Origin of the sequence: Streptomyces hokutonensis (assembly GCF_042751305.1) — a bacterium.
GTDB classification, from domain to species: Bacteria; Actinomycetota; Actinomycetes; order Streptomycetales; family Streptomycetaceae; genus Streptomyces; species Streptomyces hokutonensis_A.
Map to the genome: position 1 here is coordinate 17,711 of NZ_JBHYWD010000021.1, position 24,310 is coordinate 42,020.

Sequence of the window (24,310 nt, forward strand, 5' to 3'; positions counted from 1 at the left end):
CCAGGTGCTACTGGCCGCGGTCGCTCGGTTCTTCCCGAGCGGGCTCGACCGGGTCCGGCGCGGCCGCCCAGCTGGCGAGCAGGTCGAGGGCCTGGCGGCTGGGGGAGCCGGGTTCCGCAGTGCAGATGATCAGTACGAGACCGGCGTCGGCAGGCAGTTCCAGGGCTTCGTAGGAGAGGTCCAGGTCACCGACGACCGGGTGGTGCAGCCGCTTGACTCCGGTGCGGTGCATACGGACGTCCTGTGAGGCCCACCGGGTGCGGAACTCCTCGCTGCGGGTGCACAGTTCGCCGATCAGATCGGTGAGTGCCTTGTCGTAGGAGTTCTTGCCGGCCATGAGGCGCAGTCCGGCGACGCTGTCGCGGCCGGTGGCCTCCCAGTCGAGGTAGTAACCGGCCGCGCGGGGGTTCAGGAAGCGGAACCGTGCGGCGTTGACCGGGCGGGCGGGATCCTCGTACAGCGGGGAATCGAGGGCTCTGCCCAGCGCGTTGGTGGCCATGACGTCCCCGCGGCCGTTGGTGACATTGGCAGGGGACAGCTGGCTGTCCAGGATCGCCTGGATGGCCGGACGTACCCGCTGGCCGGTTCCTGGGTGCCCGCCGCACACAGACGGCACCCGAACAGGTCGGCCTCAAGGCAGGCACCGGCCTGCGCCGCACCCGCGGCCTGGGCCGCACCCCCGGCCCGCGCCGCACCCCCGGCCTGCGCCGCGAGGAGCTGGCCACCCTCGCCGGGATCAGCATCGACTACTACGTACGCCTGGAACGCGGCAAGGAGACCCACCCCGGTCCCACGGTCGTCGACGCCCTCGCCCGCGCTCTGTTCCTCGACGCGTCCGAGCACCGGCACCTGCGCGAGCTCGCTTCCCGTGCCGCCTACGCCCCCGTGGCGCCGCCCGCACCCGGCCACACCGTGAGACCGCAGCTGTTGGCGCTCCTTGAATCCGTGCGCCCGAACGCGGCCTACGTCGTCAGCCGCACCCTGGACCTGCTCGCCTTCAATCCCGGCGCGCTCGGGCTCTTCGCCGGCCTGGCCGACTGGCCGCCGTCGCTACGGAACTTCGCCCGCTACGCCTTCCTCCACCCCCTCGCCCGCGACGTACTCGATGACTGGGACGAGCAGGCCCGCGCCTGCGTCGGGAGGCTGCGCGCCCTGGCCGGCACCGAACCGGACGCCCCGGACCTGGCCGACCTGGTCGGCGAACTCCTGGCGAAGAGCCCGGACTTCGCCGACCTGTGGAACCGCTTCGACGTCAAACCGCACGCCCCGGACCCCAAGACCTTCCACCACCCCGACGTCGGCAACCTCCACCTCGGCAACGAGTCGATGCCTCTGGAGCACAGCCAGAAGCAGCGGTTCGTGGTGTTCTTCGCCGAGCCGGGTACCTCCGACCACGACAAGCTGATCCTTCTCGACGCGGAACGCGGGGAGTTGGGGCTCGACGTGGAGGAGGAACGGCTGTCCCGGCGCCGGGCGGCCGACTGAGCAGCAAAGAACTCCCGTCTGTTCAGGGGGTCATCGCGTCGCGGACGAGTGCGGTGTCGACGAACTGCTCGAAGCGCACGATGAGTCCGCCGCGTACGACGAAGTGGTGCGCGACGCGGACGTCGATCGGCTTGGCGGTGGCCTTGTTGACGGCGGTGTAGCGGGCCAGGACGACGACGTTCTCGCCGTCGACGACGTAGGTGTCGTCGTGGGCGGTCCAGTCGTCCCAGTCCTGGCCGAGCTTCTCCATCACGTGGGACGTGACCCCGTCGGGGGTGCGGTAGGTGCCGGCGAGGGGGAAGCCGGCCATCTCCGTCCACTCCACGTCGGGGGCGAGGGTGGCGCGGAGGGCTTCGAGGTCACCGGCGGCGGAGGCCAGGTACTGGCGGCGTACGACGTCGGCCGGGGCGGTGGACGTGTCGAACCCTGTCGTGTCGGTCATGGTCAGCCCCACTTCATCTCGCCCTTGGCAACCTTCGCCCCGATCTGGGCGGCGATCAGCATCCCGTTGCCGGGGTAACGCTTGACGAGCGCCTCGGTCAGCGCGGCACCGTCGGCCGCCTTGCCGAGCTCCTCCTCGAAGGCGAGCAGGTAGTCGCGGGTGGCGGTGATGGCGGAGGCGTCGGCGGCGGTGCCGGGCAGGCGGTGACCGGGGACAACCAGTTCGGGCCGGAGGGCGGCCATTTCGTCGAGCAGGTCGATCCAGGCGGCGCGGTCGCCCGGGGTGGGGGTGTCGGCGACCCAGACGTGCTCCTGCTGGAAGAGCAGGACACCGCCGAGGAGTGCGCGGTGCTCGGCCTGCCAGAGGTAGTGGCGGTCGGGCAGGCCGGCCGGGCCGCCCTTGAGCTGGAAGCGGTGGCCTTCGAGGGTGAGGTCGCCGGTCAGCGGGGTGAGGTCGACCAGACGGGTGGGGAGGTTCGGGCCGAGCGCGGCCCATGCCTTGAGCTTGCCCTCGTAGGAGTGCTGGATGTGCTCGATGACGATCGGGGTGGCGACGAACGTCGCGTCCGGGAAGGCGTCGGCGATCACCTCGGCACCGAAGTAGAAGTCCGGGTCGGCGTGGCTGACGAACACGGTGGTCAGCTTCTTGCCGGAGTCGAGGATCTCTGCGGCGAGGCGGTGTCCGTCGGCGCGGGTGAAGGCGGCGTCGACCAGTAGCGCCTCCTGCTCGCCGGTGACGAGCGTGGCGGTCTTGTTCTTGCTGCCGGCCGGGAAGTCGAGGTCGAGGACCTTGAAGGAGAGGGTGCTCATGCGGGGGCTCCTTGACGCAGGGGATGGAGTGGGGCAGGGGAAGATCAGTGGGCGACGAAGCGTGCTTCGACCTCGTCGGCGGTGGCCTGGCCGTAGGCCAGCGGGGTGACGGAGTCGCCGTCGACGGCCAGCAGAGTGGGGAACCCGGTGACGCCGAGCTGGACCGCGCGGCGGAAGTCGGCGTGGGCCGCGGTCTGTGCCTCGGGCGCTTCGAAGGCAGCAACGACGGCATCCGCGTCGAGCCCGGCGGCCTGGGCGACCCTCCGGTAGGTCACCGCCTCGGAGAGGCTGCGTCCGTCGACGTAGAAGGCGGCCTGGAGGGCTGCGGCCAGCTCCGCCGCGCGGTCGGGGGCGACCTGGCGCAGGGCGGCGACACCGCGGGCGGCGGCCTCGGAGTCCATCACGAACGAGCCGTCGGCGATCAACTGCTCGTAGCCCGTGCCGAACTCGGCGCCGGTCAGCTCGGCGATCTTGGCGTTCGCGCCCTGGACGTAGCCGAACTCGCGGATCGGCACCCGGCGCGACCCGGTGAACAGGCCACCGGAGACCACCTCCACCGGCAGGTCGGGGTGGCGGGAGGCGACCTCGCTCAGCGTTCCGGAGAATCCGTGCGACCAGCCGCAGTAGGCGTCGAAGACGTAGACGAGCTTCATGGATGACCTCGAAGGCGTGTCCTGCCCACCCGGTGTGGGCATTCGTCTGACGAAACAGTAACTGACTAGTCAGGTATTTCCTGATGGGTGTGAGGTGGGACACATGGGTTGGGCTGTGGTCATTACATCAGGGCGGTCGCCGGTCCGCAGCTCGGGGCAGTCGCCGGTCCGCAGGTCAGGGCAGTCGGGGCAGCACGTCCCGGGCGGTGTGGCTGAGGATGCGGAGGTCCTCCGCGAACCGCTCGCGGTCCTCGGCGGGGAGCGGTGCCACGAAGTACCGCTTGATGTTCGCCACGTGTACCCGAGACGCGTGCACCGCCGTCTCCTCACCGAGCGGAGTGAGTCGCACCAGCTTCGCGCGCCGGTCCTCGGGAGAGTCGGTGCGCGCCACGAGTCCCGCCGCCACCATCCGGTCCACCAGCCGGGTGGCACCGCCCGTGGTCAGGACCTGTTCCTGGGCGATGGCCCGCATCGACATGCCCGGTGCGCCCGCCCGTCCGAGGATCAGCAGCACCTCGAACATGAGATGACTGATCCCGCACTCCTCCTCGAGGGCACGCCCGAGGATGTACTCCAGCCGGTTCGCCGCCCCCTGAAGCCGCCCGAAGGCGAGGATCAGTTCGTGGTCGGCGGCCTCCTTCGCCGTGCTGATGCCCGCCTGCTCGCTCACGGCCTCGCCGCCCCTTCTGCCGTCCCAGGTATCACCGTACCGATCATGCGCGGGGCGGCGGGGTGTCAGGTCCGGCGGGCGCGGTCGCGGGGCACCGGCCGGCGCGCCCGCCTCACGTCTGTGCCCCCGGGTGCAGTCCCAGCCGGCCGGGCCTCGGGTCGCCCTTGACCTCGCCGAAGTGCAGGGCGAATGTCTGCTTCCGGCGTTCGACCGCGGCGCGGTCGGCCATGAAGTGGGGGAAACCGTCCACGTGGGCGTTCGGGTACTCCCAGATCGGCTTCGGTCCGGCCGGGGGAGTGACGTCGGTGCGGACGGACCAGCCGTTGAACGACCCGTTCTGCGTCTCGGTCGACAGCTGCCAGTCGAGGAAGAGCTTGGCGGTCGTGGAGTGCTTGGCCTGCTTGAGGATCGCGGTGCGCTGGCCCCAGGCCATGAGCGGGTGCCCGCCGCCGATGGCGAACGTCACGGGGGACGTGCCGGCGGCGGACCCGGCGGTGCCGACGCCGATCGCCTTCAGGCCGCCGAAGACCGCGTCGCCCGGGGAGTTGCTGCCCCGCCCGAACTGCACGTCCTGCGTGGCGAATTGGGCCACCCAGTCCCAGCCGTACGTGCGGGCGTACAACGAGAAGAGGTAGAGGACCGCGTCGTCGTGCGGGTAGGCGGAGGCGGTCTTCCCCTTCCACTTCGGGTCGACCAGGTCGCGCGGAGTGAGCGGCGTCGTCCCGCCGACCGTCGCCGTGTCGTACAGGAAGCTGAAGGCGATCGCCCCGGTGGCCACCCACGCGCCCTGCGGATCCTTGAACGCGTCGTGGACCTTGGAGAACCCGGCAGGCTTGTAGTGCAGCAGGCGGCCCTGCTGCTTCCAGCGGTCGAAGTCCTGGAGGGTCTGGAACTGGACGACGTCCAGGACGAGGGTGTCGGTGGCGAACTGGTTGTCGACGCGGACGTCGTGGTACTTGCTGTAGTCGACGATCAGCGTGAGGTCTATCTCCGGGAAGCGTCGGCGGATGGGAGGGCGCGCAGTGGATCGGGATGAAGGGGAAGGTCCCCAACTCGGCCGGGGCGCCGATGTTTCGGAGGCACGTGGTTCTGAAGAAGGGCATACGTGAGGCGCGGCTGTACGTCTCGGCCCTCGGCTTGTACGAGGCCCATGTCAACGGACGCCACGTGACCGTCCAGCAGGACGACGGCACCGCGATCGAACTGCTTCCCCCGGGCTCGACGAACTACGACGCGCGCGTCAACTACATGACGTACGACGTCACGGACCTCGTGACGCGAGAGCGCGCGGACGTCACCCTCGGGTTCGTCCTGGGTAACGGCTGGTACAACGGCCGTATATCCGACGGCAGTACGTACTACTCGGCGGACGGCAACACCCTCGCCGTCAAGGCCAAACTGCTGATCCGGTACGCCGACGGGTCGACGCGGACCGTGGTGACCGCCTCCGGCGACGACTGGAGGGCCACCGACACCGGCCCGTACCGCGCCGACGGCATCTACGACGGCCAGACCTACGACGCCCGGATGGAACTGCCGGGCTGGACGGCGCACGGGTTCGACGATTCCGCCTGGTCGGACGTGGAGCGGGTCGCCTTCGACGACAAGTTCCCGGACGCGCAACTCCTCGCCTACCCCGGCGAAACCGCGCGTTTCATGCACCGCTGGGACCGGCGACCGCAGTCGATCACCGTCGCTACAGGGGTGACCGGACAGGACGGCAGCCCCAATGGCAGGGGACGTGTCGTCGTGGACCCCGCCCGGACGGTGACCGACCCGGTGAAGGCGGCCTCCGCCCCGGTCACGATCGGCAGCGGCGAGACGGCTGTCTTCGACCTCGGCCGGAACATGGTCGGCGTGGCCCGCTACAGCCTGCGCGGCCCCGCCGGAGCCAAGGTCGAGTTCAGGTTCGGCGAGATGCTCAACGAGGACAGCGCCGGCGCGGACGGCCCCGAGGGCTCCCTCTACCGGGCCAACCTCCGCAGCGCCAAGGCCACCAGCACGTACGTCATGAAGGGGGACCAGCACGGGGAGACCCATCAGGACTCCCTGACCTTCTACGGTTTCCGCTACATCTCCGTCACCGCTTCCGAGACCGTCACCATCACCGCCCTGACCGGAAAGGTCGCCACGTCCGCGATCCGCGAGATCGGCACCGTCACCACCAATGACGCCGACATCAACCGGCTTGCGAGCAACATCCGTTGGGGCCGGCGCGGCAACTACCTCTGGGTGCCCACCGACTGTCCGCAGCGCGACGAACGCCTCGGCTGGACCGGCGACACCCAGGTCTTCTCCACGACCGGTCTGTACAACGTGGACGCCGGGGTCTTCCTCAGCCACTTCCAGGACACGGTCGTCGACTCCCAGGCCATCTACGGGACGGACAAGGCCCAGTTCATCGGGGTCGCTCGCCCCCACCGGACGTTTCAACTTCCCGGGCGGCGGCAGCGGTTGGGCAGACGCCGGTGTCATCGTGCCGTGGACCGTGTTGCAGATGACCGGGGACGCGACCCTCGTCGAGAACAACTGGCCGCCGACGACCCGTTACCTGGACTGGATCCAGGAGCAGACCGGCGACACCTACGCCGGACAGGGCTCCCTCACCGGCGACTGGCTGGGGCCCCAGAAGACCAGCGCCCAGCTGATGAGCGACGTCTACTACGGCTACAGCACCCGGCTGATGGCACAGATGGCCCGCGCGATCGGCAGGACGGCCGAAGGGACGGCGTACGACCGGCTGTTCGGACTCATCAGGCAGGCGTTCATCACCAAGTACCTGAGCACCGAGGGCGGCACGGTCACGGTCAGGTCCAGCCTCGGCGACACCTCCCCGGTCGAACCCGGCTCCGACCCCGGCCAGAAGACGGAGGACAACAGCCAGACGGCGCTGCTCTGGGTCCTCAAGCTCGGCTTCTACGAGACGGAGGCTCAACGCCGCACGCTCGTGGGCCTGTTGGCAGACAACATCGGCAACGACGAGGCCTGCAAGGCGGCGCACCCGAACAGCAGCCGGGGCAGATACGCCGAGAACACGCTGTCCGTCGGCTTCCTCGGCGTCAACGTCCTCGCCCCCGTCCTCACCGACGAGGGGCGCGCGGACCTCGCGTACAAGCTGCTCCACCAGGACGCCCTGCCGTCCTGGTTGTTCTCCGTGAGGAACGGCGCCACCACCGTCTGGGAGCGATGGAACTCCTACTCCAAGGAGGACGGGTTAGGGCCTGTCAGCATGAACTCCTTCAACCACTACGCCTACGGCGCGATCATGGAATGGATGTACGCCTGCATGGCCGGCATCGCCCGTGATCCGGACAGCCAAGGTTTCAAACACTTCGTCCTGCACCCCCACGTCGATCCCACCGGCAGGATCACGCGGGTGTCGGGTTCGCACGAGTCGCCGTACGGCGAGATCCGGAGTGAATGGAAGATGGAGGACGGAGGCGGGAGCCTCGTGTACGACGCGTTCGTGCCCGCCAACAGCGAGGCGACGCTGCGGCGGCTTGCCGCCGTCTCCGCCGATGCCGTCCGCGAAGGACGGACTCCGCTGGCCTGCCGCCAGACGCCCGCCGGGCAGATGCCGACGTCGCGACCGGTGCACGCCGGGCGCTGCCCCGCTGAACTCGTCGCAGACCGGACGCTGGAGTGCGCGGACGCGAAAGACCGCGGCAACAGGGCCTCCTGGTGATCGGTTCGGTTCGCAACCCCGAATCACCAAGAGGCCCTGCTGTCATGCATCGGCCCTCACGCGATCACCCGATCAGGAACACTGTTCGACCAGGCCGACCCCGTGATCGACAGGCGGATGACGTCTCAGCACAGACACGGATCCGTACCGTGCCCCAGGCCGAGGACGTCGCGGTCCCTCAGCGCGCCGGAGTAGGCCTGTACCTCGTCCACGTCGCCGTGCAGATACTCGCCCCAGCCGTCACCGGACCTGGCCCGGCCGATCTGGAGGGCACCGGTGCTGTGCCAGCCGTTGGGGAGGCTCGCGGTCGCCTGGGCGTTGGTGTAGCCGTCGACGTAGAGCTTGATCGTGTCGGTGGCGTCGTCGTAGACCACGGCGAGGCGGTGACCCTGGCCCTCGCCTCCGTCCGCGACCACGATCTGGGACACCACCTTCTCGGGGGCTCCGGCCTCGTCCTTCTCCGGCATCACCAGTTGCCAGGTGTGCGTGGACGGCTCGTAGCGCACCTTGAAGGCGTCGGTGTGCTCGCCCGCCTGCGAGAGCACGGTCATCGGGTGGGCGGGCTCGGAGTCCGCGAGGCGTACGACGACGCCGAGAGTGAAACTGTCCCCGGTGTCCACGACGGGCCCGTCGGCAACGGCGTAACCGCTCTCGCCGTCCAGCAGCAGATGCCCGTCACCGACGAGTGGTGGCGGCACGTAGGTGCAGTCCGGGTCGATGTCCGGGATGCAGGAACTGTCGGAGCCGCGGTAGATCGAGGCCCCCGCGCCGAGCCGCAGCGGCGCGCCGTCCGACTGCTCGGGGCTCACACCGTCCGTCGCGTTCTCCAGCGACCAGTGGCCGAGCAACTTCGGCTTGCGGTAAGCCAGTTCGGCCACCTCGTCCGGCACCACGACCCGGTCGTGAACCTGTACGTCACCGATGTCCCCGTGCCACTGGTCCCCATAGCCGGCAGCCCCGAGGGCGCGCCCGATCTGGAAGGCGCCGGCCGCATCGGCGGGAGTCGCGTCGGCCGCGGTCCCGGCCTCGTGGCCGTTGACGTACAGCCGCGCCTTTCCGGTCTCGGCGTCGTACAGACCCAGCAGGTGGGCCCACTCGCCGGTCTCGGGGGCGCCGCCGGACACCTGCGCGCCGCCGATCGTGAACGACCAGGCGGGCCCGGAGTCCTGGTGGCGCAGCCCGAGGTCGAAGCCGGGCGCCCCATCGGCATCCTGGCTGAGGACGGTCATGTTCCGGTCGGTCTCGGCGGGCCGTACCCACGCGCTCACCGCGAAGGTCTTACGGATGTCGGTCGCCGGGGCGTCCGGGGTGAGAAAGGCGTGGTCGCTGCCGTCGAGGCCGACCGTGGCGGTGGCCGTGGTGCCTGTGGGCGCCGGGCCGCCGAAGGTCACGCCGGTCCCGGCACGGGCGGCGGTGCCGGACTCGGCGGCGGCCGAGCCGGAGTCCGCCGGGTCGTCCAGCTTCCAGCGGGCGACGGGGGCACGGCCGGCCTGCACGTTGAAGTCGTAACGCGACTCCCCGCTGCTTCGGCCCGACCGGTCGATCGCGCGGACCGTCAGCGACTTGGGTCCCGCGGAGAGCGGCAGGTACGGAATGGTCACGGGCGCGCCCGGCCTCGCCGCGGAGACGGTGCCGTAAGGACCGCCCAGGAAGCCGTACGTGTATGACACCACGTCGTCGGAAGGCGAGTCCATGGTGAAGTGGCCGTAGACGCCCACTCCGTCCACCCAGAACACGTCCTCCGGGTTGGGGTATTCGGGAGAGGTGATCGCCGCCTTCTCCGGGCTCACGTCGTCGTACACGAACGAGCAGACCGAGCCGTCGCCCTCGTCGCTCCACGGAGAGGTCGCCTTGCCGTCGTTCGCGCGGACGTGCCAGGAGACGACGGTGTTCGCCGGGATGTCGTTCGGCATCGTCCAGTACAGACGCGACCCGGAGGAAAGAGTGACGGTGGTGTAGGTGCGCTGCTGCTTCACTCCGGCCGCGTCCGTCCACCAGGCTTCGAACTCGCCACTGATCGGGCTGGATTCGGAGGGCTGGTTGTCCTCCTCCGGGTCGTACAGCACCGCACTGAGCCTGGGCGGCGCCGAAACGTAGGGCGTGTCGTCACCGGTCGCGCATGGCTTGCCTCCCGACTGGAGGTCTTGGACAAGCGGCTGATTCGGCGGCAGGTTGTCCACCGCGTAAGCCGTCCCGGCGGCCGTGGCCAACAGCGCCGCCACACAGCTCCCCACCACCGTGCGTCGACGTCTGCCTGTCCTTCTGAACCTGGTCAAGTGGCCCTCCCCTGTGAGTACTTGATGCTCGTGGATCACACGAGCGCCTGAAGCTAACAGAGACCACTGACAGCACGGAAAGGGTTTCCTGGCCGACCTGTTCCAGAACTTCGGTGTCGTCCGGGCAGACCCTCTCCTCAGCTCCGTCGGCCGTCGTCGAATGTGTGTCGGCGTAACGTCTTACCGTGGTCGTGCCGCTCGTGCCGGCCGCATGTGCCCCAGGGGTGAACGCCCAGGTGTGACCGGGCGGTTGGTCTTTCGCATCGTTTCGCCTCGCGGCCGTACGGGCAGACCACGGGCACGGGAGGGGGACTTGGCGGTGCCTGATCTGGATCTGGTGGAGACGAAGAGCGGGCGGCGGCTGCAGGTGGAGGTCTCGGGGGACCCGCGGGGCCGTCCGGTGTTCCTCCTCCACGGCATGCCCGGCAGCCGCGTCGGGCCGAGGCCCCGGTCGATGTTCCTCTACCAGCGCGGCGCGCGGCTCATCAGCTTCGACCGCCCCGGATACGGCGGTTCGGACCGCAGGCCCGGCCGGCGCGTGGTGGACGTCGTCGAGGACGTGACGGCCGTGGCGGACGCCCTGGGGCTCGGCCGTTTCGCGGTCGTCGGCCGGTCCGGCGGCGGACCGCACGCCCTGGCCTGCGCCGCGCTGCTGCCCGGCCGGGTGACCCGCGCGGCGGCCCTGGTGGCCCTCGCGCCGCGGGACGCGAAGGGGCTCGACTGGTTCGCCGGTATGACGCCCTCGAACGTCCTGGAGTTCCATACGGCGTTCACCGACCCGGAGCGCTACGCGGCCCGGATCATCCCGCGTTCGGCGGCCATCCGCAGCCACCCGGCCCGCCTGCTGGAGGAGCTGCGCGCGGAGCTGACCGACGAGGACCGGCTGATCGTCTCGGACAACAGCATCCGCTCCATGCTGCTGCGCAACTACCACGAGGCGCTGCGGACCTCGCCGTACGGCTGGATCGACGACGCCATCGCCCTGACCAGCCCCTGGGGCTTCGACCCGGCACACATCGGGGTGCCGGTGCTGCTGTGGCACGGTGCGAAGGACGTCTTCTCGCCCGCCGCCCACTTCTCCTGGCTGGCCGCGCGCATTCCGCGGGCCAAGGCCGTCCTGGAGCCCAAGGCGGCCCATTTCTCGGCGCTGCGCGCCCTGCCCGACGTACTGGACTGGCTGCTGTCGGGCACGCCCCGGGGCTGACGGTCACACCGCGAGCGGTTCCAGGTCCCGGTAGACGCGCCGCTCGTGCGTCGCCAGGTGGGTGATGCCGTTGTTCTCGCCGAGCTGCCGTGCCTGCCTGCGCAGTTCGGTCACCGCCTCCTGACGCAGCACGTGGGCCTCGTCGGTGCGGCCGAGCGCGTCGAGGGTGAGCGCGCCGTTGCTGACGACGGCCAGGGTCTCGGGGTGCTGCCGGCCGAGGATCTCCCGCAGCGAGTCGATGGCGCGCTGTTCCAGTTTCCAGGCCTCCTCCAGCCGGTCGGTCTCGGCCAGCACGATCGCGTAGTTGGCGGAGCAGAACAGGGTGTGCGGGTGGTGGTCGCCCAGCACCGTGTTCATCCGGTCCAGCACCTTGCGGAACACCGACTCGGCCTCTTCGAGGTCGCCGCAGCCCCAGTGGAAGATGCCGAGGTTGTTCATGGCGGTCTGGGTGTACGGGTGGGCCTCGCCCGGTACCTTCACGTACTCGGCGAGCACGCGCTGGGCGGTCCTGCGCGCGTCCTGGCGGTCGCCGGCCGCGAACAGGTCGGCGGCGAGGTTCAGTTCACAGGCCAGCGCGTCCGGTGTGGTCGCCGCGTTCTGCTTGCGGTACTGCTCCAGTGTGGCCGACGTCAGCTGCTGGGCCTCGTCGAACCGGCCCGCCCTGCGCAGCGACACGGCGAGCGACTTCGCACACCGCAGCGTGCCGGGGAACTCCGGGCCCAGAGTGCGTTCGTGTTTGGCGTACGCGTCCTCCAGCACGGTCACGGACTCGGTGTAGCGGCCGACCTCGCGCAGGTCCCGGCCGAGGTTCTCCCCGGACGACAGCGTGTAGATGTGCTCGGGGCCGTGGACTCGGGTGCGCCGGTCGAAGGTGTCCTTGTCGATTTGGCGGGCGTCGCCGTACCTGCCGACCATGCGCAGCGCGAGTGCCAGGTTGTTGGCCGCGTTCAGGGTGCGCGGATGCGACTCGTGGAAGATCTCGCTGAACCCGCTGTGCGCCTCCCGGGCCAGTTCCACACCGCGCGTGTACTGGCCGAGGGCGGCGAGGTCGGTGGCGAGGCTGGAGGTGGTGACGTAGGTGTGCGGGTGGGTGCTGCCCAGGACCCGTCGCTGCCGCTCCCGCAGCGCCTCGTTGATGTTCTGCGCCTCGACGTAACGTCCCTGCGAGCGCAGCACGTTGGCGAGCTGGCCCTGGAGGTAGAGGTACTGCACGTCGTCCTCGCCGAGCATCGGCTTCCAGTGCGCGAGGAGGGTCTCGGCGAGTTGCTGGGCGCGCGGGAAGTCGCCGCGTTTCCACAGGTAGCGGACGCGGTCGATGAGCAGCCGGCGGGGGTCGGCCTCCGTGCAGTTGCGGATGTCCGAGGCCGACAGGTGCGGCCAGATGGCGTCGAAGCGGGGCCAGGACTCGCGGTCGTCGGTGGGTTCGTCGCCGTCGGGCCGGGCGCCCGCGAGCACGGTGTGCACCATGTGCCGTGCCGTGCGTCGCTCGTCCTCCGTCATCTGTGAGCGGATCACGGCCTGGACCAGCCGGTGGATCTGGATGGAGCTGGACACCTGGTCGACCTTGGCGAGCGCGAGCCTGCCGATCTCCCGGATCACCCGGCCGAGGAGCAGACCTTCCTGGAGCGCGGCGTCGTAGGGCTTGAGCGCGTCGAGCATCTCCTTGCCGTAGAGCAGATGGGAGGAGATCGGTTCGGGGGCGAGGAAGGCGCAGAGCTGGAGCAGTCGTACCGAGGCGGGGGAACGTTCCTTCAGGCGCTCGATGGAGATGTTCCAGGTCGCGGCCACTGTCTCGGGGTAGTCGGCGGCCTGGTTGAGGGCGAGGACCGCGGCCGCCTGTTCGGTGAGCCGGCGCAGGTACTCGGCGGTCGGGGTGGCGGTCTCGGCCAGCCAGGCCGCGGCCTGTTCCACGGCGAGCGGGAGGTCGCCGACGGCGGTGGCCACCTCGTCCGCCTCCTCCAGGGTGAGCCCCGGGGCGCGGCGGGAGAGGTGCTCGGTGCTCTCGCGGCGCAGGAAGACGTCGACGCCGAGGGTGGCTCCCCGCTGGGACCACGACTGGTTGCGGGAGGTGACGAGGATGTGGCCGCCGCTGCCGGCCGGGAAGTAGCCGACGAGGTCCTCGGGGTCGTCGGCGTTGTCGAAGACGAGTATCCACCGCCGGGTGGGGTTCCCCTCGGAGAGCATGTGCACGGCTTCCTGGCTGGCCAGCGCCATGTCGTCGCCGCCGGGCGCCCCGATGAGGGCGCCGAGTTCGGCGAGCGAGGCGACGACGTCGTCGACGTGCTCCGCCGAGACCCACCAGACCAGGTCGTAGTCGGCCATGAAGCGGTGTACGTACTCCAGTGCGATCTGGGTTTTCCCGACCCCGCCCAGGCCGAAGAGGGCCTGGGGCTGCGGCAGGACGACCGACATTCCGCCGCGCAGCTGTTCGCGCACCTGGTCGAGTATCGGGCCGCGCCCGGTGAAGGTGGTGTTGCGCTGCGGCACGTTCACGAACCGGGGCTCGTGCGTGGGGAACCGGGGCGCCGCGGGCCCGGCGTCCGGCAGCTGCACGGGCAGCTCCAGCGCGCTCAGCAGGGCGGCGGTGCACTGCGACTCGTCGGACCCCTGGAGGTCGATCATCAGCTCCTGGTCCAGGTACGACTCCTGCGGCCGGGCCTCGTCGATCCGGACCGGCACCAGCGAGTCCGGTGCCGGGGTGGAGCTCACCAGGGCGCTCAGGACGCTCTCGGCATACCGCGAGTGCTGGAGGGCGCTGGACACCAGGACCAGGGTGCGGGTGGCGGGCCCCGTGCGGTCGACGGGACTGCCGGACAGCTCGTGCAGCGTGACGTTGCAGCCGGCCCGCTTGAGTAACGACTCCACCCAGTCGGCCCACATCCGGTTCTCCGCCGCGTACACGACGATCATCTCGGCCGTGGTGGCCGACGGCCGGCGCCGGATGAAGGCGTCGCGGCAGCGCTGCCGTACCGGTTCCGGGATGGTCGGCAGACTGGTGATCGCGCCGTCGGTGAGAACCGAGGTGAGCCGCTCGAAGGCGGACAGCAGGGACTTGGGGTCGCCCTTCTCGTCGCCGAAGGTGGCGAGGGTCTCCTCGTAGGCGTAGTAGGGGCGGTAGGGGATCTCGACATGCCCCCAGTAGTCGGTGATCTCGTCGGCGCCCAGCTGCTCGCCCTGCCGCCCCTTCGGGAGTCCGGCGAACTTCAGCCGGGCCAGCGCGCGGCCCGCGTCGACCTTGTCCTTCTCGCCCTCGTCGATGCGCATCGGCACCGGGAGCACGCGTATGCGCCGTTTGCGGTGCTCGTCCCCGACGCTGTGCGCGACGTCGGCGGCGCCGTTGAGGGACTGGTCGCTCAGGGTGAAGCAGTCGACCAGGACGTCGGGCATCTGCAGGGTGCAGATGTCCGCGGTGTCCGAGAGGCCGGTGCGGGAGTCGATCAGGACGTAGTCGTAGGAGCGCTTCATGCTGTCGCGCAGTTCGTCCAGGAAGGCGCCGCCGCCGAGCCGGTCGTAGAAGTTGTCCCACTCCAGGGAGGAGGCGCTCGCCGAGTAGGCGCGGAACTGGCGGCCCGCGGAGAGGAAGTCGAGCGAGCCGCCGTCCGGGAAGCTGAGCCCCAGCGGTTCGGGGGACAGGGAGGCGGCGTGCTGTTCGACGTCGGCGAACTCCCGGTGCCAGGCGCCGGTGCGATGGGTGCCGTCCGTCGCCGCCCAGGCGTAGTCCTGGAGGATGTTGAGGACTCCCGTGGTGGCCGTGATCACGTTGGGGTCCAGGAAGGGATGGAAGAACCGGTGCAGGCCCGGTGCCTCCAGGTCCCAGTCGACGGCGAGCACGCGTTTTCCGTTGGCGGCCAGGATCCACGCCGTGTTGGCCAGCGCCATCGTCCGTCCGGTGCCGCCCTTGTACGAGTAGAAGGTGATGATGCGTCCGTCTCGTGCGGCCGTCATGCCTCTCCTTTGTCGTCGTCTTCCGGGTTCTCCGGACCGGGTCCGGGCGGTGCGGAAAGGTCCAGCAGCCGAGGTCGCGGAACGTGCGGAACCTGCGGCGGCCGGGCCTCGGCGTGCTTGAGGAACTGCCGGGTGGTGTGTGCCACCACGGCGGGCAGCACATTGGTGAAGGCCGTCAGGGTGGGGACGCCGTTGACGGCGATGCGGTGGTCGCTGCGCCGGGCCCGGTCCAGGATGGTGGGTATCGCCCGCTCCAACTCCTCGGCCAGGCGCTGTCCTTCGGGCCCGCGGCACTGGATGTCGGCCCGGTTGCGGGGGATGATCGCGCTCAGCCAGGGACGGGCCGCCGCGTCGAATGTCTTGAGCCGGCGCCGGCGTTCCTCGTCGCTCAGCGCCCACTGGTCGACCAGCAGGATGCCGGGGCCCTGGACCGGGGGTTCGTGCACGCCGGCGGCGAACACGTGCTCGCTGGTGTCCTCGTCGTCGAAAGAGGCGACCGTCACCCGGTAGTCCAGGGTGCGGATCAGATCCTCGGCGACCGCGGACAGCGGCCGGGTCGACTCCGAGTGGTACGGATTCCAGCCCAGCGCGTCGTCGCCGTACGGCTGCCGGTCGCGGTGCTGGGGGACGGTGTCGCGGGTGGGTGCGGCCACGGTGAGACGGATGTGGCGGGGGCCGGTGCCGGGCGGTTTGAAGGCACTGGGGGTGGCCTCGTAGTCGCGGGGCCGGCTGGGCGGGAGAGCCGACTCGTGGGCGACGCGGACGATGCGCTCGGCGAGGCCGAGCACGGTCTCCTCGTACTCCTCGCGCAGTCGCTTGAGCTTGATCAGTCCGTAGATCCCCCGGGTCGCGTATCCGCTGCCGAGACCGGAGTCGTCCAGGTGGATGTGGCGCACGGAGTCGGGCAGTTCGTTGAACTCGACGCGGGTCCACAGCGCGGGCACGATCGCGGGCACGTCGCTCTCCCCGGTGGTCCTGGCGTGCAGCATCCGCTCGGTGAACGCGAACCACTCCCGGCCGCACATCTCGCTGGAGAAGTAGCGGGGCGAGAAGAGCGGTACGAACACCCGGCACGAGGCGAGGTTCTGGCTCAGTTTCTCGGGCCAGCCCTCCCCGGAGCGCATCTCGCGGTCCATGAAACCGGCGTTGGAACCGGCGGGCAGGGCGGTGAGGGCCATGATGTGGCTGCACAGATCCTTGAACAGGACACGCACCCAGTGGTCGGGGTCCCCGCTGTCCGGACCCCACGGCGGTGTGTGGGCGTAGGACAGGAAGAAGTAGGGCCGATGGTCCGGAACGCGGCCCGGTGCCCGTTCAGCTCTGTCCACCAGTCCCCCTGCCTGCCCGACAAGCCGCCGGTCCGCCCCGCCGACGGCGCCCCTCCGGCCGGAACCAACAATGTGCCGGACGGGGCGCCTCTACGGTTCGTTATTTTCAGGCCAAAGGCTGGCGATATCTGGTCATCTCGGCTCGGGCATGACTAACCACGTCCCTTATTCCACACAAGGTGACCTTTTTTGCTGCCCACGAGGCTTCGCGCAGCAGTTCTCCCGGCAGCCCGGAGCCGATCGCGCCGAAGTTGCTGTCGTCCAGGACGAGATCGCGGTACTCGACCCAGTTCCCCTCCTGCCCCATCACGCATCGGTAGGTCTGCCGGTGGGGCCGGGGGCGCAGGAAGTAGTCGGTGAGCGGGCGCGCCAGATACTCGGCGTAGTGGAAGGCGCTGCATACCTCGAACCCCACCCGCAGCAGCAGAATCTGGGCGTCGGCGGCGTACAGCCGCCGCATCGGCGAGAGCCTGCCGAGATGACTGCGCAGGGGATGCCGGTTCAGCAACTCCCCTGCCCGCGGCCCGAGTCCGGCGAGCGAGGTCTGCGGATGCGCGCTGCGCACGGCGCCTGGCGTGGAGCGCACGCACTCGGCGAGCGCCCCCATCGTGGGGCACCCGGTGGAGCCGGGGTCGAAGGGCGGCATCGTCGCGCGGTACCGCTCCGCCTCCTCCTCGCTCAGCCCCGCGACGGCTGTCCGGTACGCCCGTGAGGTGTCGGAGTTCTCGGGAGTGAACGCGGGCACGATCAAGGTGCCGTCGGGGCCGAGCGCGTCCAGCAACGCGTCCCGGACCGGCCCGGGAGCGGTCCCGGTGCCGTTCAGCGCCGCGTGCACCATCAGCACACCACCTCGGTGGATGCCCAACGACCCGAGCAGGGAGGGGAGTTCACCGGTCCGCGACCCGCTTTCGGTCAGGGAGGCATACGACGGCTCAGCCACGGGCGTTCGCCCACTGGGACCACATCCGGGCCACCAGCACGGTGCCGGTGACGGTCAGTTCGCCCTCGGGCAGCAGGGTGAGCGCGGTCAGTGCGCGGGCGGTCCGGTGGTCGTCCGCCGCCGCGCCCAGCGCCTCGTCGGCCCGGTCCAGCAGGGCGCCGGCCGGGCTGCCCAGCACATGCAGGTCCGCCGTCTCGCGCAGCGCGGTCAGCCGGGCCCGGCGGCCGATGAGCGGGAGCTCCCGGGCGAACTCCTCGGGCCGCACATCCACCGCCACGCCCAGCGCGCCCAGCCCGTGGGCCCCGAGCAGCAGACCGCTGCCGCGGACGAGCGGGGTGAGGACGGTGGGGCGGAACGGGTCGGGTCCGTTGTGCCGCGCAGAGGTGTCCTTCTCCAGCAGTTCGTAGCCGCGGATCACCTGTTCGGCGAACGTTCCGTCCTCCAGCGGCGGTGCGACGGGCACGGGGAAGCAGTCGCGGTAGGGATCCGCGTCGTCGATCAGTGGGCCGTCCTTCGCCCACAGCCGGTCGAGCGGGCGCCAGCGCTCGGACGAGGCTGTCCCGTCCAGCGCGATCCGTGTCTCCTCCGTGTCCCCGCCGGACCCACCGCTCTCGCGCACCAGGAACTCGCCCGGTCCCACGGTCACTTCGATGCGGCCCGGGGCGCCCAGCTGGTAGGTGCCGAGGGCGGGCAGATGCAGCCGGGTGCCGGGCTGGTCCCAGGAGAGGGAGGTCCTGACACCCGCCGAGAGGGCCACGGCGACGGACAGCGCCATGAACCGGGCTGTGTCGGGGGGACCGCTGAGAGACCGCTGGAGGCCGGTGCGGACGTAGGGGTGGGCGAGGATCTCGTCCAGGAGCGGGGAGGTGTCCAGGTCCCCGTCCACGGCCAACAGAAGCTGCCAGGCCTCCAACTCGTCGGGGCCTACCGCCAGTTGCGTCCGCGCTCGGCTCAACAGGCCTCGGTCCAGGTCGAGTTGGGCCCATTGCAACTGCTCGCCGCCCAGCACCGCCGGGGCGAAGGAGCGGTCGGTCACCCGGTCGGCGATACCTTCCACCAGTGAGCGCAGATCGCCGCAGAAGACGCTGGGGTTCCCGAACCCCGGTTTGATGCCCGGCTGTTGCCCGGAGCTGTACCGGTGCCCGTACAGCCCGCCGCCACACGAACTCACCACGGGACAGCGGCGGCAGGTGTCGCTGATTCCGTCGATCCCCAACTGCCGTGCCTGCACGCCCTCGTGGGAGGCGAACTCGGCGAAACCGTGCTGGAACACGTCGTAGCCGGTCTCGGGAGCGCCCGCGTAGGCGGTCTTCAGCCAGTCGGCCAACTCGAAGGTGCCGTCCGTCTCGATCACGGCCAGATCGCTCGGCGCGAGTCCCATCGCCTCGGTCAGACTGGGCCCGCCGCGCAGGGTGCTGAGCACGGATTCGAAGGTCCGCACCGGCATCGGGCGGCCCTGCTGGTCCCAGCGGTCGAAGACCTTGAGCAGCCAGTCCGCGTACGGGGTCTCGGCGCCGGACGGGTTGGGCGGCGGCCGGTCCCAGGTGGAGTGGGGGAGGAGGTAGTCGATACGGGGCGGACCGAGTTCGCTGAGGGCGTCCTGGACGGCGACCGGGTCGTTGGCCACGTCCACCGTGCAGAGCAGTCCGCTGAACAGATGCCGGTACTCGGGCTCCTGGAGCAGCCGGATGCCGCGCACCACTCGGTCGTAGCTGCTGCGTCCCTGACGATCCACCCGGTGTCTGTCGTTCGCCGCACGGCCCCCGTCGAGCGACACGCTGACCTGGACCCCGAACTCCTTGCAGACGTCCAGGTGACGGCGGTTGAGGGTGACCGCGTTGGTGTGCATGCGCAGGTCGAGCGCGGTGTGCGGGGAGAGGGTGCGGGTGAGTTCCGCACAGATGTCCCGTAATCTCGCCGGGCCCACGAGAAGCGGTTCTCCCCCGTGCATGATGACGGAGACGGAGTCGAGGCCCTGTCCGACGGCGTGGTCCGCGAGTCTTTGGGCGACGGCCCGCACGGTGTCGGGACGGATGAAGGTAGGGCGGGAGCGCCAGCTCTGGTCGGCGTGCTGGTACACGTAACAGTGGTCGCAGAGCAGATCGCACCTACTGTGGATCTTGAGGACCAGCTGTCTCAGAGGTGGGTTGCCGGCATCCTGACTCGTCACCGGCAGCACTATCGCAGATTCGGAGCAGAGGGAAGTGCCGAATGGCGCAACCCTGTTGAAGCATTGACGTCCTGACGGCTCACTGACGTGGGCACAGGTGGTGGACGCGTCCGCCGGGCGCACCCACGTCAGTGTGAAGTTTCGCGGACGGAGGCCCGGATCAGGTCGCCGAGTTGAAGGTGATCGGACGGCGCGTGCCGTGGCCCGGGCGATCGGTGACGCGGCCCGCGCTGTGCACGGCGGCGGCGGTGTACGGGTCGATGTCCTTCAGCGGGGTGGTGCGCCGGGGGGTCCGCCCGGCAGGGCTGGAGGAAGACCTCATGTCATTGGTGACGGCGATCATGTCGGTTGGTCGCTCCGGTTCGACTGGATCGGATGGAGATTACGGGGGAGTCCAGCTAGCCGGTCGACTCGTGTTCCCGATGATGCGGACCATACCGGAGGATCGCGCCAAGAGGTGTCCCACATCAGGCTGGTTCGCCTACTCATGGATTTCTTAATCTGGATGCCGGGGCGCGCGAAACAATTCGGGGCGCGCAACGACATCGGGGGGCGCCATGGGGGCTGCTGCCACACCTGTGCCGAGCACCGTGTTGCACGACGAGGACCTGCCGCCGCTGTTCCGTTTCAGTGATGAGGCGGCGTTACACCATCAGAGTGACGCCTTCCGGGGGACCCGCACCCATCTGACCGTCCTGATCCTGGCCACTGCCGCCGCCGCACTGACCCAGGCGGCGTCCGGCCGGGCGATGACGGTGTGCGCGGGCGTGCTGTACGGCGCGACCATCCTGCTGGGGCTGAGCACCTCGCGTCGTCGCGCCCGGGCCCGCTGGCAGACCCACCGCGCGGCGGCCGAACTGCTCAAGTCGCTGGCCTGGCAGTACATGGTGCACGGCGGCCCCTTCCACTCCGGGGTACCGGACCCGGACGGGCTGTTCGCCGAACGGCTGGAGGAACGTTTGCGCGAGCTGCGCAAATGGGGCTGGGAGGACTCCCGCGACGGCTCGGGCGAGCGCGGGAAGGGCCAGATCACGCCCCGGATGCGGGCGGTGCGGGCCAAGCCGTACGCCGCGCGCCGGGACCTCTATCTGCGCGACCGGCTTCTCGAACAGCTGCTCTGGTACCGGAACAAGGCGTCGAGGGCGTACCGCTCCGCCGCCCGCTGGTCGGCCGTCACCGCGGTCCTGACCCTGTTCGCCCTGGTGGCCGCCCTGCTCCCGAGCGCGGGCGCCGGACTCGGCGGCGCGGACGTGGCGGGACTGCTGAGCGCGGCGGCAGCGGCGGGCGTCGCCTGGCAGGAGGTACGCCGGCACGGTCCGCTGACCTACGCCCACTCCCTCATCGAACAGGACCTGGAGACGACCCGGATCGCCATGTCCACCACGGTCACCCAGGGCGGCTGGGCGGAGGCGGTGGAGCAGGCGGAGCGGCTGATGTCACCGGCGCACACGGAGTGGCTGGTGCGGTTCGGCGGCTGATGGCGTCAGTGACTGATGCGACGTCAGTTCGCGCCTGCGAAGGGCGGGTTGGCCCCACAGCAGGGCGCTCGGCTCAGTCCCGCCGCGCGCCCGGCGGCCACACCACGGTGACCGGCACCCCTGTGCGCTCGGCATAATCCACCACGTCGCCGGTGCCGCCCCGGCCGCGTGCCGGGCGGCCGTCCCAGACGGCGATCAGCAGGTCGCAGTGGTCCACGATCCAGCGGCCCGCGGCGAAGTACGCCTCCTCGTGCGTCGGTTCGACGGGCAGGTGGACGCGGGCCGCGCAGGACCTGAGGATCCGGTGGTACGCGGAGCGGATCTCGGTGCCGCCCAGATGGGCTTCGTAGTCCATGCCGGGGATCACCGCCGTCACGGACACCCCGTGGTCCAGGGCGATGTCGGCGAACATCTGGTCGGCGCCCGCCGCGAGGCTGCTGAGGGCCGCCAACTCGCCCTCGGCGCCGGACAGTTGGTCCCGCAGTTCGGAGCGGACCAAGGGCAGTACGGCCGACGGGATCACGCGGTGTCCCGTGATGCCGATCCAGGTGGCGGTGACCCGCGGTTTCAGAACGGCGGTGTCGAGGGCCCGGGTGGTCTCAGCCGACATGGGAACGCCCCTCCCGACACCATCAGTACGCATACCATAACTCAGGGCGATGAAGGCGCACAGGGGGCGCAGGGGGTCACGGACGTTGTGTGCTCCGGGGTGTGGGGCGTCGAAGCCCGACGGTGTGAACGCCCACAGCGCCCCACCCGTACCCCCTGCCGTGACCCACCAGACACAGCAGCCCAACTGGCACCCCACAGTCGCTCTCCGTCTTCGCCGTGGCGCCGCGCTGGCGCTGCTTCCGCTCGCGGTGGCGTGCGGTGGGGGCGAGGAAGACGGGGAGGGGAGACGGAAGTCGGCCGCGCCTTCCGTGACCGCCGTCCCCGAAGCCGGTGTCGTCGCCCCCGCGAAGGTCGAGGTGATCGCCGGACTGACCGGCTGTACCGCCGAGATCCGGATCGAGGCGGAGGAACTGCGTGAGGGGCAGTGCCGTACGAAGCAGGGCGAGTACCGGATCACCACGTTCCCGGAGGAGCGGTTCAAGGTGACCTGGCTGGACACCGCGGCCGTCTACGGCGGCAAGTACCTCGTCGGCACCCGCTGGGTCGTCAGTGCGCGGCCGGAGCTGCTGGAGGGGTTCCGGGCCCGACTCGGCGGAACCGTACAGGAGTTGAGCGGGGTCGGGCCCGCGGCGTCACCCTCCTTCGGGCCCAGGGCGTCGGCCTCCTGAGCCGGCCCTCGGTCCCATGGCTCACCCCTCCGTCCCCTGAGTCGCCCCCTCCGAGTGAACGTCCCCTGAGTCACCCCCCGAGCGAACGTCCCCTGACTCACCCCTCCGTCCGAAGGTGCCCCAACACCTCCGCCAGCGGCAGGTCGAACCGGTCCTTGTCGCCCGCCCACCGGCGCAGCACGCTCGCCGCGCCCTCCGCGAGGTCCGGCGGCAGTTCCGCCGTGCGCAGGGTCGCCGCGATCTCCTCCAACTCCGGTGCCCAGCGCCAGGCCCGGGCGGCGACGCTCGGCAGCTGATCGGTCTCGGCGAGGATGTTGGACGTCAACGAGTCCGCCTCCAGGGCGAGTTCGGCCGCCACGCCGTGGCTCGCGGCGAGGGCGTGCGAGACGGCGGCCAGCACCCGGGCGGACTTCTGGTACGAGGCGTACGACATCTTCAGCGCCGACGCGGCACCGATCCCGGCGTCGAGGGGGCGGGCCAGCACCTGGGTGCCCTCGAACACCGCGGCCACCCTGGCGACTTGCTTCCCGTCGCCGCTCAGATAGAGGCGCGGGGCGCTGCCGGGTCCTGGCGGGCCGCCGACGATCGAGCCGTCGAGCATCGGCACGCCGCGCTCCGCACACGCCGCCGCGATACGCCTCGTACGGTCCGGGCTGATCGCGTTGGCCTCGACGTACACGCCCCGGAAGGGGTGCGCGAGAACCTCGTGCGCCACGTCCTCCGCCGCGTGCGGCGGGCACACCGACAGCACGAAGTCGCTTGCCGCCAGGGCGGATCGGAGGGAGTCCGCGGCCTCCAGGCCCGCGTCCAGGGCCCGTTGGAGACTGGCGGTGCCGCGGCCGGTGGGGACGTACAGTACCCGGGCACCCGCAAGGGCCGCCTGGCCGCCGACTTTCGCGCCCATGGCGCCGGGATGCAGAAGCGTCAACGTGGTCATGGGCCCACGTTAGGCGGGGCCCGCGGCCGGGCCCGGTGCGCGGTGCCGTGCGCGGTGGCGACAACCAAGCGCGGGCCATGACTTGCCCTTCGTCGGCCCCGGCTTACTGAAACATTCAACAAAGGGATCTTCGGGACCGGTAAAGGGCTCTACCCGCATAGATGATCCCGGTGCTGTCATGCTCACGACCGCCCGGAATTCCTGCCGGGCACCGCTCCGGGAGATCCCCCCCATGGCCCGAATATCCCGCTCCCTGGTCACCGCCCTCTCCTCCCTCGCCCTGGCCGCCGCAGGCCTCACGGTCGCCGCCGGCACCGCGCACGCGCAGAGCTGCAGCCAGGCCTACCTCCCGCTCCCCGACCCCAGTTGCCAGCCCGGTGCTTTCAACCCGGACGTCACCCAGTCCACCATCGACACCACGATCTGCGTCTCCGGGTGGACCGCGACCGTCCGGCCCTCCAGCTCCTACACCACCGCGCTGAAGAAGACGCAGATCGTCGAGTACGGCTACACCGACACCAGCACCTCGGACTACGAGGAGGACCACTTCGTCCCCCTCGAACTCGGCGGCTCCCCCAAGAGCGCGCTCAACCTCTGGCCCGAGCCGGAGTACGGCACCAAGACCGCCGCCAACAAGGACACCGTCGAGAACAAGCTCAAGAAGGCCGTCTGCGCCGGTACCGTCACGCTCTCCCAAGCCCGGAACGCGATCCTCACCGACTGGACGACCGCACTGTCGGACCTCGGTCTGAGCTGATCCCCTCGCCCGTCCCAGGGGCCGGTCTCCTCCCTCGGGAGTAGCCGGCCCCTCGCCGCTCCTTCCCGGGAGGCAGACCAAGTGCCCTCTCAAGGGCGATGTTCTTGGGCGTCGCGAGGAAGAGTGTGAGGCATAGGAGAGGGGCATAGGAGATATGAGCCTCGGGAGGGCGCCATGAACCGACAGATCCGTGTTCGCGTGATTCGCCGGCCCGCCGCGCCCCGCGACGACACCATCGACCGCAGGACGCC

The 24,310-nt window shown here is 70.3% G+C and carries 18 protein-coding genes and 2 pseudogenes; 6 read left to right on the forward strand and 14 right to left on the reverse strand.

The features are described from left to right. Positions 1 to 7: 7 nt before the first annotated feature. The gene (locus ACFXC1_RS38665; RefSeq protein ID WP_381251858.1) at positions 8 to 616 is read right to left on the reverse strand and encodes an MmyB family transcriptional regulator; all 609 of its coding nucleotides are present in this window, start codon (positions 614 to 616) and stop codon (positions 8 to 10) included. On the opposite strand from ACFXC1_RS38665, the gene ACFXC1_RS38670 reads away from it, so the two are divergent. After that, the gene (locus ACFXC1_RS38670) at positions 589 to 1,485 is read left to right on the forward strand and encodes a helix-turn-helix transcriptional regulator (protein ID WP_381252067.1); all 897 of its coding nucleotides are present in this window, start codon (positions 589 to 591) and stop codon (positions 1,483 to 1,485) included. The two genes, ACFXC1_RS38665 and ACFXC1_RS38670, sit on opposite strands and share 28 nt — an antisense overlap. 22 nt (positions 1,486 to 1,507) lie before the next feature. Here the strand turns inward: ACFXC1_RS38670 and ACFXC1_RS38675 are convergent, their stop codons facing one another. The 5 genes and pseudogenes from ACFXC1_RS38675 to ACFXC1_RS38695 all read right to left on the reverse strand — a co-directional run. Continuing rightward, a complete protein-coding gene (locus tag ACFXC1_RS38675) occupies positions 1,508 to 1,927 on the reverse strand; it encodes a nuclear transport factor 2 family protein (protein WP_381251860.1) in 420 nt (139 codons plus the stop codon). Between the two features lie 2 nt (positions 1,928 to 1,929). Beyond that, the gene (locus ACFXC1_RS38680) at positions 1,930 to 2,736 is read right to left on the reverse strand and encodes an MBL fold metallo-hydrolase (protein WP_381251862.1); all 807 of its coding nucleotides are present in this window, start codon (positions 2,734 to 2,736) and stop codon (positions 1,930 to 1,932) included. A gap of 44 nt (positions 2,737 to 2,780) precedes the next feature. Beyond that, complete coding sequence (locus ACFXC1_RS38685; protein WP_381251864.1) at positions 2,781 to 3,389, reverse strand: DsbA family protein; 609 nt, start codon at positions 3,387 to 3,389, stop codon at positions 2,781 to 2,783. Positions 3,390 to 3,564: 175 nt separating this feature from the next. Next, on the reverse strand, positions 3,565 to 4,059 hold the full coding sequence (locus ACFXC1_RS38690; RefSeq protein ID WP_043664882.1) for a MarR family winged helix-turn-helix transcriptional regulator: 495 nt from the start codon (positions 4,057 to 4,059) through the stop codon (positions 3,565 to 3,567). Between the two features lie 112 nt (positions 4,060 to 4,171). After that, a pseudogene (locus ACFXC1_RS38695) lies at positions 4,172 to 5,062 on the reverse strand (ABC transporter substrate-binding protein); the annotation flags it as partial. On the opposite strand from ACFXC1_RS38695, the pseudogene ACFXC1_RS38700 reads away from it, so the two are divergent. Beyond that, positions 5,044 to 7,609: pseudogene (locus ACFXC1_RS38700) on the forward strand (family 78 glycoside hydrolase catalytic domain); the annotation flags it as partial. The pseudogenes ACFXC1_RS38695 and ACFXC1_RS38700 overlap by 19 nt on opposite strands. Before the next feature lie 260 nt (positions 7,610 to 7,869). Here the strand turns inward: ACFXC1_RS38700 and ACFXC1_RS38705 are convergent. Continuing rightward, the gene (locus ACFXC1_RS38705; RefSeq protein WP_381252069.1) at positions 7,870 to 9,981 is read right to left on the reverse strand and encodes a LamG domain-containing protein; all 2,112 of its coding nucleotides are present in this window, start codon (positions 9,979 to 9,981) and stop codon (positions 7,870 to 7,872) included. Positions 9,982 to 10,339: 358 nt separating this feature from the next. Here ACFXC1_RS38705 and ACFXC1_RS38710 point away from each other — a divergent pair, with 358 nt between their 5' ends. Beyond that, on the forward strand, positions 10,340 to 11,224 hold the full coding sequence (locus ACFXC1_RS38710) for an alpha/beta fold hydrolase (protein WP_381251866.1): 885 nt from the start codon (positions 10,340 to 10,342) through the stop codon (positions 11,222 to 11,224). Positions 11,225 to 11,227: 3 nt separating this feature from the next. On the opposite strand, the gene fxsT is transcribed toward ACFXC1_RS38710, so the two are convergent. The 5 genes from fxsT to ACFXC1_RS38735 form a co-directional block, all read right to left on the reverse strand. Next, positions 11,228 to 15,169 (reverse strand): FxSxx-COOH system tetratricopeptide repeat protein, encoded by a 3,942-nt coding sequence (gene fxsT / locus ACFXC1_RS38715; RefSeq protein WP_381251867.1) that lies wholly within the window; start codon positions 15,167 to 15,169, stop codon positions 11,228 to 11,230. Continuing rightward, a complete protein-coding gene (locus ACFXC1_RS38720; protein WP_381251869.1) occupies positions 15,166 to 16,497 on the reverse strand; it encodes a TIR-like protein FxsC in 1,332 nt (443 codons plus the stop codon). The genes fxsT and ACFXC1_RS38720 overlap by 4 nt, the downstream gene beginning before the upstream one ends. 106 nt (positions 16,498 to 16,603) lie before the next feature. Continuing rightward, complete coding sequence (locus ACFXC1_RS38725; protein WP_381251871.1) at positions 16,604 to 17,437, reverse strand: AAC(3) family N-acetyltransferase; 834 nt, start codon at positions 17,435 to 17,437, stop codon at positions 16,604 to 16,606. Further along, a complete protein-coding gene (gene fxsBH / locus ACFXC1_RS38730) occupies positions 17,430 to 19,607 on the reverse strand; it encodes a radical SAM/SPASM protein FxsBH, inactivated beta-hydroxylase extension form (protein WP_381251873.1) in 2,178 nt (725 codons plus the stop codon). Before fxsBH ends, ACFXC1_RS38725 begins: the two co-directional genes overlap by 8 nt. Positions 19,608 to 19,767: 160 nt before the next feature. Beyond that, complete coding sequence (locus ACFXC1_RS38735; RefSeq protein ID WP_381251874.1) at positions 19,768 to 19,929, reverse strand: hypothetical protein; 162 nt, start codon at positions 19,927 to 19,929, stop codon at positions 19,768 to 19,770. A 235-nt stretch (positions 19,930 to 20,164) separates the two neighbouring features. On the opposite strand from ACFXC1_RS38735, the gene ACFXC1_RS38740 reads away from it, so the two are divergent. After that, a complete protein-coding gene (locus ACFXC1_RS38740) occupies positions 20,165 to 21,085 on the forward strand; it encodes a DUF4231 domain-containing protein (protein WP_381251876.1) in 921 nt (306 codons plus the stop codon). 73 nt (positions 21,086 to 21,158) lie between these two features. Here the strand turns inward: ACFXC1_RS38740 and ACFXC1_RS38745 are convergent, their stop codons facing one another. Continuing rightward, positions 21,159 to 21,695: a hypothetical protein gene (locus ACFXC1_RS38745; RefSeq protein ID WP_381251878.1), complete on the reverse strand. Its 537-nt coding sequence runs from the start codon at positions 21,693 to 21,695 to the stop codon at positions 21,159 to 21,161. A gap of 160 nt (positions 21,696 to 21,855) precedes the next feature. Here ACFXC1_RS38745 and ACFXC1_RS38750 point away from each other — a divergent pair, with 160 nt between their 5' ends. Further along, positions 21,856 to 22,365 carry a hypothetical protein gene (locus tag ACFXC1_RS38750; protein ID WP_381251880.1) on the forward strand — a complete coding sequence of 170 codons (510 nt, stop codon included), beginning with the start codon at positions 21,856 to 21,858 and terminating at the stop codon, positions 22,363 to 22,365. Between the two features lie 97 nt (positions 22,366 to 22,462). Here the strand turns inward: ACFXC1_RS38750 and ACFXC1_RS38755 are convergent, their stop codons facing one another. Continuing rightward, positions 22,463 to 23,302 carry an NAD(P)-dependent oxidoreductase gene (locus ACFXC1_RS38755; protein ID WP_381251882.1) on the reverse strand — a complete coding sequence of 280 codons (840 nt, stop codon included), beginning with the start codon at positions 23,300 to 23,302 and terminating at the stop codon, positions 22,463 to 22,465. A gap of 232 nt (positions 23,303 to 23,534) precedes the next feature. Here ACFXC1_RS38755 and ACFXC1_RS38760 point away from each other — a divergent pair, with 232 nt between their 5' ends. Further along, the gene (locus tag ACFXC1_RS38760; protein WP_381251884.1) at positions 23,535 to 24,059 is read left to right on the forward strand and encodes a hypothetical protein; all 525 of its coding nucleotides are present in this window, start codon (positions 23,535 to 23,537) and stop codon (positions 24,057 to 24,059) included. Positions 24,060 to 24,310: the final 251 nt, after the last annotated feature.

What these genes read in the sequence shown, in the direction of transcription:
- ACFXC1_RS38675 (WP_381251860.1), bottom strand. Translation starts at nt 1,927, where the DNA reads ATGACCGACACGACAGGGTTCGACACGTCCACCGCCCCGGCCGACGTC.
- ACFXC1_RS38680 (WP_381251862.1), bottom strand. Translation starts at nt 2,736, where the DNA reads ATGAGCACCCTCTCCTTCAAGGTCCTCGACCTCGACTTCCCGGCCGGC.
- ACFXC1_RS38685 (WP_381251864.1), bottom strand. Translation starts at nt 3,389, where the DNA reads ATGAAGCTCGTCTACGTCTTCGACGCCTACTGCGGCTGGTCGCACGGA.
- fxsT (WP_381251867.1), bottom strand. Translation starts at nt 15,169, where the DNA reads ATGACGGCCGCACGAGACGGACGCATCATCACCTTCTACTCGTACAAG.
- ACFXC1_RS38735 (WP_381251874.1), bottom strand. Translation starts at nt 19,929, where the DNA reads ATGAGGTCTTCCTCCAGCCCTGCCGGGCGGACCCCCCGGCGCACCACC.
- ACFXC1_RS38740 (WP_381251876.1), top strand. Translation starts at nt 20,165, where the DNA reads ATGGGGGCTGCTGCCACACCTGTGCCGAGCACCGTGTTGCACGACGAG.
- ACFXC1_RS38745 (WP_381251878.1), bottom strand. Translation starts at nt 21,695, where the DNA reads ATGTCGGCTGAGACCACCCGGGCCCTCGACACCGCCGTTCTGAAACCG.
- ACFXC1_RS38755 (WP_381251882.1), bottom strand. Translation starts at nt 23,302, where the DNA reads ATGACCACGTTGACGCTTCTGCATCCCGGCGCCATGGGCGCGAAAGTC.
- ACFXC1_RS38760 (WP_381251884.1), top strand. Translation starts at nt 23,535, where the DNA reads ATGGCCCGAATATCCCGCTCCCTGGTCACCGCCCTCTCCTCCCTCGCC.